The 14,951-nt window shown below is 42.0% G+C and carries 13 protein-coding genes; 7 read left to right on the top strand and 6 right to left on the bottom strand.

From position 1 onward, the window contains the following. Positions 1–20: 20 nt before the first annotated feature. Positions 21–185, bottom strand: a complete 165-nt coding sequence (locus tag AK823_RS14180; protein WP_203226480.1) for a hypothetical protein — start codon at positions 183–185, stop codon at positions 21–23. A 538-nt stretch (positions 186–723) separates the two neighbouring features. Between AK823_RS14180 and AK823_RS13170 the strand changes: the two genes are divergently transcribed. From AK823_RS13170 to AK823_RS13160, 3 genes are all read left to right on the top strand, one after another. Beyond that, positions 724–2,007: an efflux RND transporter periplasmic adaptor subunit gene (locus AK823_RS13170; protein ID WP_068329833.1), complete on the top strand. Its 1,284-nt coding sequence runs from the start codon at positions 724–726 to the stop codon at positions 2,005–2,007. Then, positions 2,004–5,114, top strand: a complete 3,111-nt coding sequence (locus AK823_RS13165; RefSeq protein WP_068329830.1) for an efflux RND transporter permease subunit — start codon at positions 2,004–2,006, stop codon at positions 5,112–5,114. Before AK823_RS13170 ends, AK823_RS13165 begins: the two co-directional genes overlap by 4 nt. 105 nt (positions 5,115–5,219) lie before the next feature. Then, positions 5,220–5,834, top strand: a complete 615-nt coding sequence (locus AK823_RS13160; protein WP_068329828.1) for a YceI family protein — start codon at positions 5,220–5,222, stop codon at positions 5,832–5,834. Positions 5,835–6,122: 288 nt separating this feature from the next. On the opposite strand, the gene AK823_RS13155 is transcribed toward AK823_RS13160, so the two are convergent. From AK823_RS13155 to AK823_RS14175, 3 genes are all read right to left on the bottom strand, one after another. Further along, the gene (locus AK823_RS13155; RefSeq protein ID WP_068329825.1) at positions 6,123–7,523 is read right to left on the bottom strand and encodes a surface lipoprotein assembly modifier; all 1,401 of its coding nucleotides are present in this window, start codon (positions 7,521–7,523) and stop codon (positions 6,123–6,125) included. A gap of 92 nt (positions 7,524–7,615) precedes the next feature. Continuing rightward, a complete protein-coding gene (locus AK823_RS14135; protein WP_068329822.1) occupies positions 7,616–8,029 on the bottom strand; it encodes a Slam-dependent surface lipoprotein in 414 nt (137 codons plus the stop codon). 507 nt (positions 8,030–8,536) lie between these two features. Beyond that, positions 8,537–8,848, bottom strand: coding sequence for a hypothetical protein (locus AK823_RS14175; RefSeq protein WP_068329819.1), 312 nt, complete (start codon positions 8,846–8,848; stop codon positions 8,537–8,539). Between the two features lie 398 nt (positions 8,849–9,246). Here AK823_RS14175 and AK823_RS13140 point away from each other — a divergent pair, with 398 nt between their 5' ends. From AK823_RS13140 to AK823_RS13125, 4 genes are all read left to right on the top strand, one after another. Then, on the top strand, positions 9,247–10,269 hold the full coding sequence (locus AK823_RS13140) for a DUF1852 domain-containing protein (protein WP_068329816.1): 1,023 nt from the start codon (positions 9,247–9,249) through the stop codon (positions 10,267–10,269). A gap of 61 nt (positions 10,270–10,330) precedes the next feature. Next, a complete protein-coding gene (locus tag AK823_RS13135; protein ID WP_068329813.1) occupies positions 10,331–11,359 on the top strand; it encodes a methionine synthase in 1,029 nt (342 codons plus the stop codon). A gap of 176 nt (positions 11,360–11,535) precedes the next feature. After that, on the top strand, positions 11,536–12,051 hold the full coding sequence (locus AK823_RS13130) for a flavin reductase (RefSeq protein WP_203226617.1): 516 nt from the start codon (positions 11,536–11,538) through the stop codon (positions 12,049–12,051). 217 nt (positions 12,052–12,268) lie between these two features. After that, positions 12,269–13,102 carry a sulfite exporter TauE/SafE family protein gene (locus AK823_RS13125; protein ID WP_068329807.1) on the top strand — a complete coding sequence of 278 codons (834 nt, stop codon included), beginning with the start codon at positions 12,269–12,271 and terminating at the stop codon, positions 13,100–13,102. 168 nt (positions 13,103–13,270) lie between these two features. On the opposite strand, the gene AK823_RS13120 is transcribed toward AK823_RS13125, so the two are convergent. Continuing rightward, on the bottom strand, positions 13,271–13,618 hold the full coding sequence (locus tag AK823_RS13120; RefSeq protein WP_068038567.1) for a hypothetical protein: 348 nt from the start codon (positions 13,616–13,618) through the stop codon (positions 13,271–13,273). Positions 13,619–14,095: 477 nt separating this feature from the next. After that, complete coding sequence (gene truC, locus AK823_RS13115) at positions 14,096–14,869, bottom strand: tRNA pseudouridine(65) synthase TruC (RefSeq protein WP_068329804.1); 774 nt, start codon at positions 14,867–14,869, stop codon at positions 14,096–14,098. Positions 14,870–14,951 lie beyond the last annotated feature (82 nt).

Here is a 14,951-nt window from a genome sequence, read left to right as displayed (position 1 = left end):
AACAAGCGTCTAAAAAAAGCTTATTTAGATTTTTTCTCACTCTTAGATTTTTTCTCGGGTTTCTCTTTTTTTGCTTTTTTTAGATCCTTTTTAAGATCTTTAAGGTTTTTATTCTGGTCTTTGATATTTGCCTTGGTTTCTTTGATTTCTTGCTTTATCGCTTTTACTTTTTCTTTATTAGCCATGATGGACTCCTTGATTTATGATTTAAAGTGCTGGGTATTCAGCGTCTTAACATCAATATACAGTTAAAGTTAATGGACTAATTCCACCATTATTATGATGTCATTGAGTGAATGATGTCATGAGTTAATAGTATCAAACCAACCTAACAACACAAGACAGAACTGTATGTCGTATGTAGTGTGTAATATTCGATAGCGATACGATTATCATCGAAAAAATGATAACAGAGAAAAGTTAATAAGATCGAAATCTAATCGTCATATCTAGCCAATATTCACATATAGATAGTCATATCAACTCATTACTCTTCATTCATAATTTTCCAAATTCATATCATTATTACTGAACGCTTGCTCTGTCTTTCGACTGTTATTTATAATTATTTTTTAACAGAGTAGGGATAAACTACAGTTGACCTGCTAGTACGATAGACTACAATGCAAAAAGCTATCAATAATATAAACTGTCTATATCACCCCATTAAAGATTAATGTTTAGCTTCTTTTCTATCAATGCGCTTATTTATAGAGACCGATTATGAGTGACCTGCAAGACCCTAATGATAAGCAAGTGTCTAATCCTACACCTGAGCCTGAGCTGCCACCTTATCGTAATCCTGATATGCCCAAGCATAAACCTTCGTCAAAGCTGCCTGTGTGGCTATTGCCTGTGTTGGTAGCAGTGCTGGTCATGGGTGTGCTGCTAGGCAAGTATTGGGATGGTAATGACTCAACTACAGATGAGTCAACCGTTACCACTGGGACTCAAAGTGATATAGCGCCTATCAATGCAGATAATGACCAAGCCGTCTTGTCAGTTGAAACAGTGCAGCCGAGTCAAGATAGTGTCGGCAACACGCTAACAGCCGACGGTACAATTAGTGCCAAAGATATTGCAAATGTCAGTGCCAAGGTCAATGGCGTGGCAATTGAGCGTGTATTGGTCGAAGAAGGTACGCGTGTCAAAGCCGGTCAAGTTTTAGCGATATTTGATACCGATGCTATGGAGCAACAAGTCTTGCAAGCAGAAGCAGATGTGGCCGAAGCCGAAGCGACGCTTGCTAATGCCAGCGCGGATGCGGCACGTGTGCTACCGCTAATTGATATAGATGCCATTAGTAAACAAGAAGCGGACCGTTACCGTACTTCCAGAATACGCGCAGAAGCTGCCTTGCAGTCATCAAAAGCTCGCTTAAGCAATCAGCGTTTAACCCTTGAAAATGCTAAAGTCGTCGCGCCAGTGAGTGGGGTAATCAGTGACAAGATGGCTGAGGTCGGTATGGTTGCAGGTGGTGAGCCACTATTTACGATTATTAAAGGTGGTATTTTAGAGTGGCGTGCTGATATCGATCCTAAGTTAATCGGTGATGTAAACGTAGGTACACCTGTTAAGGTCAGCTTGCCAAGAGACCAGTCGGTGATGGGGCAAGTCAGTCGTATCGCGCCGACAGCGGACAATAACCGTCAAATTACTATCTATGCGAGTTTAGAAACCAACTCTGCAGCGCGTGCGGGTATGTACCAAACTGGTGAGTTTCTGCTCGGTAGCGAGAGCATGCAAACGGTGCCCAATAGCGCTATTGTCAGCAATGACGGCTATGATTATGTGATGCTAGTGACTGATATCAAAACCCAGAATGACAAAACGGTTGGACGTATTCAACAGCAGCGTGTGACCCTAGGAGATCGTATTGGGGACAATGTTGTACTTGCAGAGCCTTTGCCGACCGATATTAGCTTGGTCAAACAAGGCGGTAGCTTTTTAAATGATGGTGATTTGGTACGCGTTGTGGAAAGTAAAGCTGTGCAGGCAACATCATGAGCATGAATGTATCTACCTATTCGATTAAAAATCCACTTGTTGCGATTTTACTATTTGTCTTGCTAACACTCGGCGGTTTGTTTGGCTTTCAACAGATGAAAGTGCAGCAGTTCCCTGATATTGATTTACCAGCGGTCGTCGTGACGGTTACTTTGCCGGGAGCCGCACCGTCACAGCTCGAAAATGATGTCGCTAAAAAGATTGAAAATAGGCTGACTAGTATTGAAGGTATTAAGCATATTCGTACTACCTTACAAACTGGTGCAGCTACTATCGCTACTGAGTTTGTGTTAGAAAAAGACATTCAAGAAGCTATGGATGATGTACGCTCAGCAGTCGGTGAGGTACGTGGAGACTTACCGGCAGCTGCTAATGATCCTATTATTACCAAGGTCTCGACAGCAGGATTTCCAGTAGTCACGTATTCAGTGACTGGGAATAATATGAGTGTTGAGGACTTATCATGGTTCGTGGATGACACGATTACTAAGCGCTTATCTGATATCCAAGGGGTAAGCGCTATCAGTCGTATTGGTGGTCTTGAACGTGAGATTACCGTCGCCGCTGACCCTATCGTGCTTAGTGGCTTGCAACTCTCCATCCCTCAATTGTCTCAGCAGATCGCTGGTATTCAGCAAGACAGCGCAGGCGGAGAAGCTGAAGTTGGCAATACTACCCAAACCATTCGGGTATTGGGAGCAGTAGAGCGCGCGCGCGAGCTTAACGATTTACAGATTGCTGTCCCTACTGGAGGCACGCAAGCGTTAGGACGTATGGCTGAAGTGACTGATGGTGCGGCTGACCCTAGCTCTGTTGCCAAGCTAGATGGCGAAACAGTGGTCGCATTTAACATCACTCGTTCACGCGGTGCCAGTGAAGTTGAAGTGACCAAAAGAGTGGATGAAGCACTGGCACAGTTAAGTGCTGAGATGAGTAATATCGAGGTCGAAAAAGTCTACGACCGTGCCACTCCCGTGGAAGAGGATTATAAGTCTTCATTACGTATGTTGATTGAGGGCGGTATTTTAGCAGTCGTCGTAGTGTTCTTATTTTTACGCAATATTCGCGCTACTATCGTCGCCGCTGTAGCTTTGCCATTATCGGTCATTCCTACCTTTTTGGGCATGTATCTGTTTGATTTTAGCCTCAATATTATTTCGTTATTGGCGTTATCGCTGGTGATTGGCGTGTTGGTCGACGATGCTATCGTTGAGGTCGAAAACATTATCCGCCATCTACGGATGGGTAAAACGCCTTATGAAGCGGCAATGGAAGCCGCTGATGAAATTGGGCTTGCAGTTATTGCCACTACCTTTACCTTGATTGCAGTATTTTTACCTACAGCCTTTATGGGCGGTGTGGTTGGGCAGTTCTTCCGCCAATTTGGCTGGACAGCAGCGATGGCTATTTTTGCCTCGCTATTGGTAGCACGTCTAATTACGCCGATGATGGCAGCCTATATTTTGCGACCAGAAAAACAGCGGGTCGAAAAGCAAAGCGCATTGATGACTTGGTATTTAAAGATAGTATCGTGGACACTTCATCATCGCTGGTTAACCATGGGTGCCACCTTATTATTATTTGTAGGGTCATTAGCCCTAGTGCAGCTGTTACCGACCTCGTTTATTCCTGATAATGACATTGATCAAACGCGAGTAGGCATTGAGCTGACGCCGGATGTCGAACTCGAAGATACCGAGCGGGTAACCGCATTGGCACGTGAACGCATTCTAGCTTTGCCTGAGGTAACTCATGTCTTCTCTTCAGTTGGGCAGGCGCAAGAAGCGATGGGGCCAAACTCTAGTAGTGGAAGTGGCGGCGCAAAAAACATTGCCAGTCTAGATATCGTCCTTGCCCCACGTGCCGAACGTATCTCTAAAAAAGAGATCGAGCAACAGATTAGCGCCATATTAACTGAAGTGCCTAGTGCTCGTTTTACAGTAGGGCTATCGAGTGGCGGCGAGACGGGATATAGCTTCTCATTGACCAGTACCAATCCGCAAGTGCTAGAGCAGACCGCACAACAAATCATGACGGATATCCGCGCGCTACCGATTGCAGGCGCTGTCACCAGCGATCGCAGCTTACCGCAACAAGAGCTGACTGTGACCCCTGATCGGCTAGCGATGGCAGATAAAGGCGTCACCACACAAGATATCGCAACTACCTTACGGATCGCGACAGTGGGTGATTATGAACAGCGTCTGTCCAAGCTGAATTTAGATACGCGGCAGATTCCTATCGTGGTGCGCTTACCTGATGTGGCCAAACAAAACGTCAATCAGTTAGAAGGGTTGTATGTGCCTAGCACACGCCCAGCTGGTCAAGGCGTACGAGTCGGCGAAGTCGCTGACCTTGACTTTGGTACAGGGCCTGCGCGAATTAGTCGCCTCGATCGTGAACGCTCAATTACGATTACGGTGCAGCCTGGTGCTGGCGAGCTTGGCGACTTGGTAGAAGCAGTCAAAAACACCCCTACCATGCAGCAACTACCAGCGTCTATTACGATGATCGCACAGGGTCAAGCGGAAAACATGGCTGAGCTATTTAGCGGTTTTGTCATTGCCATGTCCGTAGGTATTATCTGTATCTTAGGCGTCTTAATTCTACTGTTTGGTAAGATTTTACAGCCTTTTACTATTTTGATGGCATTGCCACTATCGATAGGCGGTGCATTCGTGGGCTTGGTCATTACGGGTAGTAGCCTATCAATGCCTTCGATGATTGGTTTTATTATGCTAATGGGTATCGCCACCAAAAACTCTATCTTATTAGTGGACTATGCCATTATCGCGCAAAATCGAGGTCTAGCACGTTTTGAGGCAATTATAGATGCCTGTCGCAAGCGCGCCCGTCCTATTATTATGACTACTATTGCAATGGGTGCTGGCATGTTGCCACTCGTGTTTGGCTGGGGTGATGCCGATCCTACTTTCAGACGCCCGATGGCTGCTGCTGTATTAGGTGGTCTAGTAACCTCGACGCTATTAAGCTTGGTCGTGATTCCAGTCGTATATACTTTGATGGATGACTTGTCAGGATGGTTTGCTAAATGGTTGATTCCGCACGGTAAAGATAACGACAGTCCAGCTGCTGATAAGTTATAGTATTACGAGGTTTTATCAAAATAAGTAGGGCGTAAAACAATAGTACAGTAAGAAAATACGCCCTTTATAAAACTAACTAACGACTATAAACAAAGGAATGTCATTATGAGTCAGCTTTCATTTTCTAAAATAACATCGTCTTATCGTAAACCTTTAATGGCGTTACTTGTGATGGCAGGTGGTATCACTAGCAGTTATGCTGCTACTTACCACATTGATCCTACTCATGCTAATGTACGCTTCGGCATTGACCACTTTAATACGTCTACTAATACTGGCGGTTTTTATAACATAACCGGGCAGATAGAGTATGAGCCAAAAGCAAAGACAGGTGACGTCTCGCTGGTCATCCCTATAAACTCGATAAATACTGGCAACAAAGCTTTCGACTTGGCGTTAAAAAGCCCTGACTTCTTTGATGTAGAGAAGTTTCCATTGGCTTATTTTCAGTCGACCAAATGGCACTTTGGCGATGAAAAAACAGGCTCGCAAGTCACACAAGTTGATGGTAACTTGACCTTACAGGGTGAGATGCATCCGGTATCTTTGACAGCTACCAAGTTTAACTGTTATTTTAATATAATGCTAAAAAAACCAGTCTGCGGTGGTGATTTCACTACTACGATAGATCGGACAAAGTGGGGTATTAGCAAATATGTCTTACTCGGCATCACTAAGGATGTAACCCTCAATATCCAGATTGAAGCAGCGAAGCAGTAGTTTGATAGGTTTAGAATCTAGGGCGTGTCCTCAATTCAGTTAATGGTCATCTAAATGGGTCAAAAATGGCTAAATTTTGCCAAACAGCATTAAATAGCTAGGCAATATCTTGATATTATCTGCGCTATTTTTCTTGTTTGACAGCAATTTATCTTATTTTTATCACCATTTTTAAAATGAGGACACGCTAGTATCTCTGAGTTTTGTGAATGCTCAAAAGACCCTAAGCGTTACCTATCAAATCTAGCCTTGTTTCAAGATATAGGGTTTCAGATATAGCTGTGAATTTTAAAAGTACTTATCTACCTTAACGAAAAATGTACTGTTGCTACGCTCATAAAGTGGCAAGTTACTGTCAATTTTCTGATATTCGTAGTTTAACTTAGGTGTAAAACCCTGCCAACTAAGTTTTTTATGTCCTAAGGTTGTACTAAATTGGTATTCATCGTCTTTACGTTTTTCGCCATAAAAGAAATTATCTTCTTTAAAATCTCGCTGAGCGTAACGAACACTGCTTCTTAAACTAATTTTATCTCCAGAAAAAGCCATTCCTCCACGTATACCTTGACGATCTGATGATTCAGCCTGATCTGCTAAGTCATCACGCATAAAATCAGCACCAGCATAAACCAGCCATTTAGGCTTTGGTTGGTAAAGTAAAATCCACGCAGTACTATTGGCATGACCATCGTAGTAATTGGCTAAGTCATCGTCTTCATAACGTTTTTGTAAATGTGAGACACTACCAGAAACTTGCCATTGATCTGATACTTGTCGGTTGTATTCTAACGTCGCCGCATAGTTCTGATTATATCGACTTCCGCCTAGCAAGTTTTGCTCAATCATAGTGATAACACCCCATGATTGCTTGATGTCTTTATAACGGTATCCTAAATTTGCTTGCAGTGTTAATTCACTATAGTCACTATTATCCCAATAATTTACGCCTCCTAAGTCTGCACTTTTATAAATATAATGATTGCCTTTGAGGTTTTTTTCTTGGGTAGCACCGACGTTATAACGTATGCCGTGTGCGTCTTGCGGTAATGAATCATCGCTACGAATAAACGTGGCTTCACCAAGCACTAACTCTTTTAAATCAGATGCCTGATTGACGTTATCAGTGGATTCATAACTGAAGTTTAGTGTGGGCTGCCACTCTTGAGATTTTTTGATATTGCCTAAAAGCTGGCTGACCAAAACTTGTAAAGCTGGCGCAAGATAGGGTTCAGCTGTTTCAAGTTGCACTTTTGCTTCGGCATAACGCTTGTCTTCATACAACATCATTGCCAAGTCAAACCTTGGATAATGTAGATTGGGTTGACGTTTTAAGATTTGTTGATATAAAGCAATTGCTTCTTTTTGGCGACCCTGATGTCGATATAGTGCTCCTAGTCCATAATCATATAAAATTGGATCGAAGTTCACAGTCGTACGATATTTAGCCAATAGTTTTTCTAGTTTTTGCCAATCTTTACTGACAATGGCGAAATTGATGCTTTCTTCTAGACTGCTACCTTCTGCTAGTGGTGCAACACTTGGCGTATTAAGACTAGGCTGGTTGAGTAGTAATTCTGGTTGTATTTGTGGCGTCTTTTCAAAGAACACGGTTTGGGTTGGTGGTGATTCTTGAGCTATGGCTGTGGTAGATAATGCGATACAGCAGGCTGCATAGAGCTTTATTTTCATTATATTTTACCAATATGACGAAAAAACCGTTTGAAATATAGACTAAATACTTCAAACGGTTTAATTTATAGAGTTATTTAAGGATGAGCTTTCTATTTTTTAGAAATTTCACCACGGGTGCCACCAAAGCCAATCGTATCTTTACCATCAAATACAACTTTACCAGCGATTTCTTCAGCCTTTTTACCATAGAAGTCTAGCAAGTAATTGCCGTTTTTATAGCCTTGTTTAGCTATTGCTGAAATCCCCGTTCCTGAGATTGTGCCTTGTTGTAAATCAACGGTATCACCTAATCCAGTAATAGAACCAGTACCAGTTCTATCCTTGAAGTTTACATCATATGATAACAACCCCTGCTCATACAAACCTGAAGTCGAAGCAAATATAGGGTTTTTCTCACTACTAAATGCTTTACCAGAATAATTTGCTACCCCTAAAGATGGAATCGCATCGATTTCAGTTTTTAATCCCTTAACAGTAATATCCGAGTCTATACCAGAACTCATAATGTATGAGCCTATTCCCTTTGTCCAACTTGAATAACTTCCTAAAACAACAGAATAAGGTTGGTTGTAAACCACTTCGTGTTTGATTGTAATAGTTCTATCACCATTTGTCGTAGAGTCTCTATGAGATGTTTTTTGCGCTCTAACCTGACCTATAGGATATGCAGAATTATTATGATACTCACCTTTGGCTTGATATAGAGCTTCATCTAAAGCAACTCTTTTATTTTCAGCAATGATAGCTTCTAAAGCAGTTTGCGCAGTTGTTGCATTTGCCTCTTTATTGGCTTCGGCATAAGTGGTTGCTTGTTCATCATTTAAGCCCGCTTTTTTAGCTTGATCTAGTAAGACCAGACGGTTGGCTTCGATTTTTTGTAAGCGTTCTTTCTCAACTTTATCAGCAGCAGCTTTATCAGCGGCAGCTTTGTCTGCAGCAGCTTTATCGGCAACTAAAGTATTTAATGCCGCTTGCGCAGTTTTTTCATTGGCTTGTTTATTAGCTTCAGCCTAAGCAGTTGCTTGCTTGTCACTTAAGCCCGCTTTTTTAGCTTTATCGAGTAAGACTAGACGATTGGCTTCGATCTTTTGTAAGCGTTCTTTTTCAACTTTATCAGCGGCAGCTTTATCGTCAGCAGCTTTATCGGCAGCAGCTTTATCGGCAGCGGCTTTATCGGCAGCAGCTTTATCGGCAGCGTCCTGTTCTGATAATGGTGGGGTGATTGGAGATGTTTTTGTATGATTGCCACCACTGCTACATGCGACAATAGTTACTGCTAAAATAGTAAGCGCGCTTACTTTTGAGAAATGAATTAAAGACACTGTTTTGCTCCATTTAATTTAAAATTATTTTATGTACTAAGTTCGATATAAAGTTTCTTATAAATTTCAGAAAATTAATTTTAATATATCTCCCGAAATATGTTCGGTTCCGAATATATTGCTATAATGTTAGTTTTAAATGTAAAATAATTCTATTTTATTAATTATTTGTAACTTATTGAGCTTTAGTGTTAACTATAAAATACGTTTTCGAATGCTAAGTGAAGTATCCTCTGTCCAATCCTTTTTTAAACCATAAACCTACCGACATGAATTAAATTCATCTTACGTTTAAATAGTATCGTTTTTATTCATGTAATGGTTTAGGTATGATTCATCTCATACAGAAATTTGGCTTTATCTCAAATAATGAGAGTAGATTAGGGTAGCGGATTATCATGAGTAAACAGTTTACATATTCAATCTCGAGCATTCGTTTTGATGAAAACTATCAGCCTGCAGACAGCACACGTCTGACGACTAACTTTGCGAATTTGGCGCGTGGCGAGAGACGTCAAGAGAACTTACGCAAAACGCTGACTATGATAAATAACCGTTTTAATGATCTCGCGCATTGGGATAACCCAACTGCCGACCGTTATTCCGTTGAAGTTGATATCATCTCTGCAGACTTAGATATCGAAGGCAATGGCCATACATTTCCAGTCATTGAGACGCTGAAAACAACGATTATCGATCATAAAGAAAACAAGCGTATTGACGGTATGATTGGCAACAGCTTCTCATCTTATGTGCGTGATTATGACTTTAGTAACGTATTGCCAGAACATTTTGAGAAAAACCCAACATCGCCACCAGCAGCCGATTTTGGTGATTTGCACGGCAAACTGTTTCAACACTTATTGAACTCAGAAGCCTATCAAACCAATTTTAACAAACAACCTGTTATTTGCCTGAGTGTGTCAAGCAGTAAAGTCTATCAGCGTACTGGCAATCAGCATCCTGTATTAGGGGTTGAATACAAGCAAGATGAGTACTCCTTAACCGATGACTATTTCCATAAAATGGGCTTAACGGTGCGCTATTTCATGCCTGCAGGTAGTGTTGCGCCTTTAGCATTTTACTTCGCCGGTGACTTGCTAAGTGATTACACCGATCTTGAGTTGATCAGTGCTATCAGTACCATGGAGACCTTCCAAAAGATTTACCGCCCTGAAATCTACAATGCCAACTCTACCGCGGGTCACATGTATCAACCTAGTTTGAAGTACCAAGATTATTCGCTGACTCAAATTATCTATGACCGCGAAGAGCGCAGCCAGATGGCGGTGACGCAAGGTAAATTTACGGAAAATGAGTTCATTAAGCCATACAAAGCTATTCTTGATGAATGGGCGGCAAACTATGTTGTGACAAGCGATACGGTTCAAAAAGAAGCGGTTAAAAAACGCGCGGCTTAATAGACCCTTATCAACCGAAATATAAAAGACTAAAAGACTAAAATATAAAAGAGTAATCACCATGGAACTATTATTACCGACGTCAACAGCGGGCAGCTTACCGAAACCTTCTTGGTTAGCAGAACCTGAGAAAATTTGGTCACCTTGGGCATTAGAAGGGGAGCAACTGCTTGAGGCCAAACAAGATGCGCTACGTGTGTCATTACAAGAACAGCGGCATGCAGGAATTGATATTGTCAGTGATGGCGAGCAGACCCGCCAGCATTTTGTGACCACCTTTATTGAACATTTAGATGGCGTAGATTTTGAGAATCGTAAAACCGTTAAAATCCGTGATCGCTATGAGGCGAGTGTGCCGTCAGTCGTTGGTGCGGTGAGCCGTCAAAAGCCAGTATTTGTGGACGATGCTAAATTTTTACGTCAGCAAACCGATCAGCCAATCAAATGGGCGCTGCCAGGCCCGATGACGATGATTGATACGTTATATGACGGTCATTATAAGAGCCGTGAAAAACTGGCTTGGGAATTTGCTAAAATCCTCAATCAAGAAGCGAGAGAGTTAGAGGCAGCTGGTGTAGATATTATCCAATTTGATGAACCTGCCTTTAACGTGTTCTTCGATGACGTCAATGACTGGGGTATTGCCACGTTAGAGCGTGCAATAGAAGGGCTAAAATGTGAAACGGCGGTGCATATTTGCTACGGCTATGGTATCAAAGCCAATAATGATTGGAAAAAGACGCTGGGTTCAGAATGGCGTCAATATGAGCAAGCGTTTCCAAAACTGCAGCAGTCTAATATCGATATTGTCTCATTAGAGTGTCAAAACTCACATGTGCCGATGGATTTGATTGAATTAATTCGCGGTAAAAAAGTGATGATTGGTGCTATTGATGTGGCAACCAATACCATTGAGACACCTGAAGAAGTTGCTAATACGCTACGCAAAGCCTTGCAATTTGTCGATGCGGATAAGCTCTATCCCTCGACCAACTGCGGCATGGCACCTTTGTCGCGCCAAGTGGCACAAGGCAAACTAAAGGCGTTAAGTGCAGGCGCTGCAATCGTGCGTCAAGAACTGACGGCTTAGGTTTTATTAACTCAGCTTATGCAAAATTTAATTCTTCTAGACTGAGTTTTTAAATTGAATGATGTTTATTGAAGTTCAGTCGTTGAGGAAATTATATTTAAAGAATTTCCCTTGCGAAACTAAAATTGAAGCACAATTTTTTAACGTTTCTCAGGATTACTGCAATGATTAAAGATATGATTGAAGCAATCGATTTTAGAAATGCCATGTCTTTGTTGACGACTGCGGTCAATGTTGTCACTACAAAAGGCCAATCTGGTCTGCATGGGTTTACCGCCTCTGCGGTATGTAGTGTCACAGATACCCCGCCAACATTGCTAGTTTGTATGAATCAGGCAGCTCGGTCACATGCCCATTTTCTGGAAAACAAAACATTAAGTGTCAATGTGTTAGGCGCACAGCATGAATCCATATCCAATGCCTTCGCTTCTAAATTATGCTCAGAAGAACGATTTGAATATGGTTCTTGGACTGAGTTAGCCACAGGTGCCCCTGTTTTAGAAGATGCGTTGGTCAGCTTTGATTGTGAGATTGAGGACATTCAAGAAGTTGGTACGCATAGTATCTTTATGTGCCGAGTTGTCGCCATCAAACAAGGCTATCAATACAGCGATCAACAGAGCGGAGCTGGTGAAAGCTTGGTGTATTTCAACCGCGCTTACCATCAAGTAGGTCAAGTAGAAATTGTTTAAGCTGACTTTCTGACATTGATTATCTAATTGTCATCTAACTATAGTCAGCTCAATCTAAAGAAGATACAGTGAAACTGGTACAAATTTTTCTAGCCTGCTGTGCCTACGCCGACAGAGGCTACAAAAAATTCATTCCAGTTTCACGTTGTAAGATAACGTATCCATGTTATTTAGCATCGACTATAAAACTATCATTTAACCGAGAAGTAACTATCCTGTGGAATTAATCATTTTCTTAATAATAGGTGCTCTAGCAGGATTTGCTGCGGGGCTGTTTGGCGTGGGCGGTGGCACGATCATCGTACCGTTATTATTTATTGTCTTTACGCAAATGGGCTACAGTCCTGACAACATCATGCATTTGGCCTTAGGCACTTCATTGGCGACCATCATTGTCACTTCTATCAGCTCGTTAATGGCACATAATAAAAAGGGCGCAGTCATGTGGCCTGTCTTTAAAAATTTGGCACCAGGCTTAGCGATTGGTTGCTTTTTGGGCGCGGGGATAGCAGGGCAAATATCTGGGCTATATCTTCAGCTCATTGTGGGTGTGTTTTTGCTTTGGGTCGCTTATAAGATGTTTTTTGGTGGCAAAAAACAGGTCGCTAGTCATGCTAATGATGTCAGTAATGCCAACCATACTAATATAGAACTGCCTTCAAAAACTAAGCAATTAGCGGCAGGCGGAGTTATTGGCGTCGCTTCGGCCATTTTCGGTATCGGCGGCGGCAGCTTAACGGTGCCTTATCTCACGCGCTACGGTGTGGTCATGCAAAAAGCAGTCGGTACATCAGCTGCGTGTGGACTGCCGATTGCCATTGCGGGTGCGTTAGGGTTTATGTTCTTTGGAATTCAACAGCAAGTCGATGTCCCTAATACTATTGGCTTCGTGCATATTTATGCTTTTTTAGGTATTAGCATTATGAGTTTTTTCACCGCTAAGCTAGGTGCAAAAGTTGCTCATATACTATCGCCAGAAATTTTGAAGAAATGCTTTTCGGTATTGTTAACCGTCGTGGGATTTTACTTCCTTTACAAGGGGCTGGTTTGAGTATTTATATCGATGTATTCAAGATGCAAAGTTCACGAACGGAATTGTATTGCTTAGTACCGAAAATCGTGCCTAGTCTAATATAAGTAGTTCCATGACAACGGTCTACTTTGAGTAGTCTATAAATGTACCTACAGGCATATCAGACTGGTTCCCTTGGGGTATACCTTAACTAGCAATCTTACGAACTAGTAGAGTAAGTTTGTCTTTACCATTATCAACTGTAGCTTCCTTATCATAAGCGACGGTCGTTTCTTGTTCAGTAAGCTCGTCACCAACTTTAAGAGCCGTAATGACTTTAGCAGTATGCTCATTATATGGCTTTACTATCAGGTTATACTGAAACTCAGTGTCAACAGCGATTGATGCCATCTCCTCAGCATTTACAAGCATCACAGGTGAAGCAATTAACTCACCATCTTTAAATACAGAAGTAGAAACCTTATAGGAATCAGCAGCAAAGCTTGACCCTGACGCCAACACAGCAGCTAATAACAAACCTATTTTTACTTGCATCTTAATTTCCTTGTTTAAAATAAACTCAAAGAGACAGCTATGATGTTTTTTAGCTAACTCTTTGAGTGAGTAATCAATTTACCTATTGGACAATGTTTGTAGCAAGCTAAAAGCTGGCTGTATTTCATGCATTCTATGACAGAAGCGCCATACATTGAAAGCGACATATTAATTCTTTAGTGCAAATGTCGGCGCGACCAAATAACTATTATCAAAGGCACGCAAACTTCTCAATTGATATTTAAAAATCTCGATGCATGTACACCACAAAGTACACTATCGCTATTTCAGTAGGTCAATGCATTGAATTACGTAGCGTACAACCAAGCTTTCAAGTCCTCACTAGGGACTCAAACCCTCAACAATAGCGCCAGTATTTGCAGTCTTTCTTATTTTAAAACTTGCTAACCACTGTAAATCCAGTATTTCGACTGCTTTGATATAACTCTCCAAGATCAACCCTAAACCTAACACTGCTTAAACCTCAGCACTCTCTACCCAAGAAAATTCTTTTAAAATGTTCATCCATTGCTCATCCAATTCTGCTTTTAGCAACAAGGGCTCACCAGTAACAGGATGACTAAGCGCTAAACTCTGGGCATGCAGTAGCATGCGCGTGCAACCATATTGACTACGAAAAAATCGATTGTGCCGTCCGTCGCCGTGGCTGGTATCACCCACTATGTGATGGAATAAATGTCTCATGTGCCGACGCAGCTGATGCTTGCGCCCGGTCTCGGGTGTTAAGCGCATTAGACTATAGCGGCTAGTGTCATGCTTTTTTGACACAGCAAATGGCAGTTCAACTTGTGCCAAACGTCGCCAATGGGTCACCGCCTCTTGAGCGGGTTTGTCCAAGTTGGCAAACTTATCAGCGATGGCATCGGGCTTAAAGCTCAACGCATAGTCAACGGTGCCCTGCTCTGGCATAAAGCCGCGCACCACGGCTAGATATTGCTTGGTAACTTTGTGTTCAGTAAAAGCCTCGGTAAGACTGCGCGCCACAGCTGAGCTCTTGGCAAACAACAACACGCCTGAGGTAGGCTTGTCTAATCTATGCACCGGAAATACATGGCAACCTACCGCATCACGGGTGAGTTGCAAGGCAAAGCGCGTCTCGCCTTTATCCAGCCAACTACGATGCACTAATAGACCAGCTTCTTTATTAATCGCCACCAGAAACTCATCTTCATAGATAATTTCTATTTGGTTAGCGGTATCGCTTTCGATATCCATGTTTTCAGTGCCCATACTTTAGATACTATTACTTTAAATACTGTCATTATATATCTACTATCTTTTATACATATCCTTTTTATCGCATCTGTAGTGC

It is taken from the genome of Psychrobacter sp. P2G3 (assembly GCF_001593285.1).
Classification (GTDB): Bacteria; Pseudomonadota; Gammaproteobacteria; order Pseudomonadales; family Moraxellaceae; genus Psychrobacter.
The sequence above is the reverse complement of the archived record's forward strand: the minus strand, read 5'-3'. Positions and strand labels throughout refer to the sequence as shown.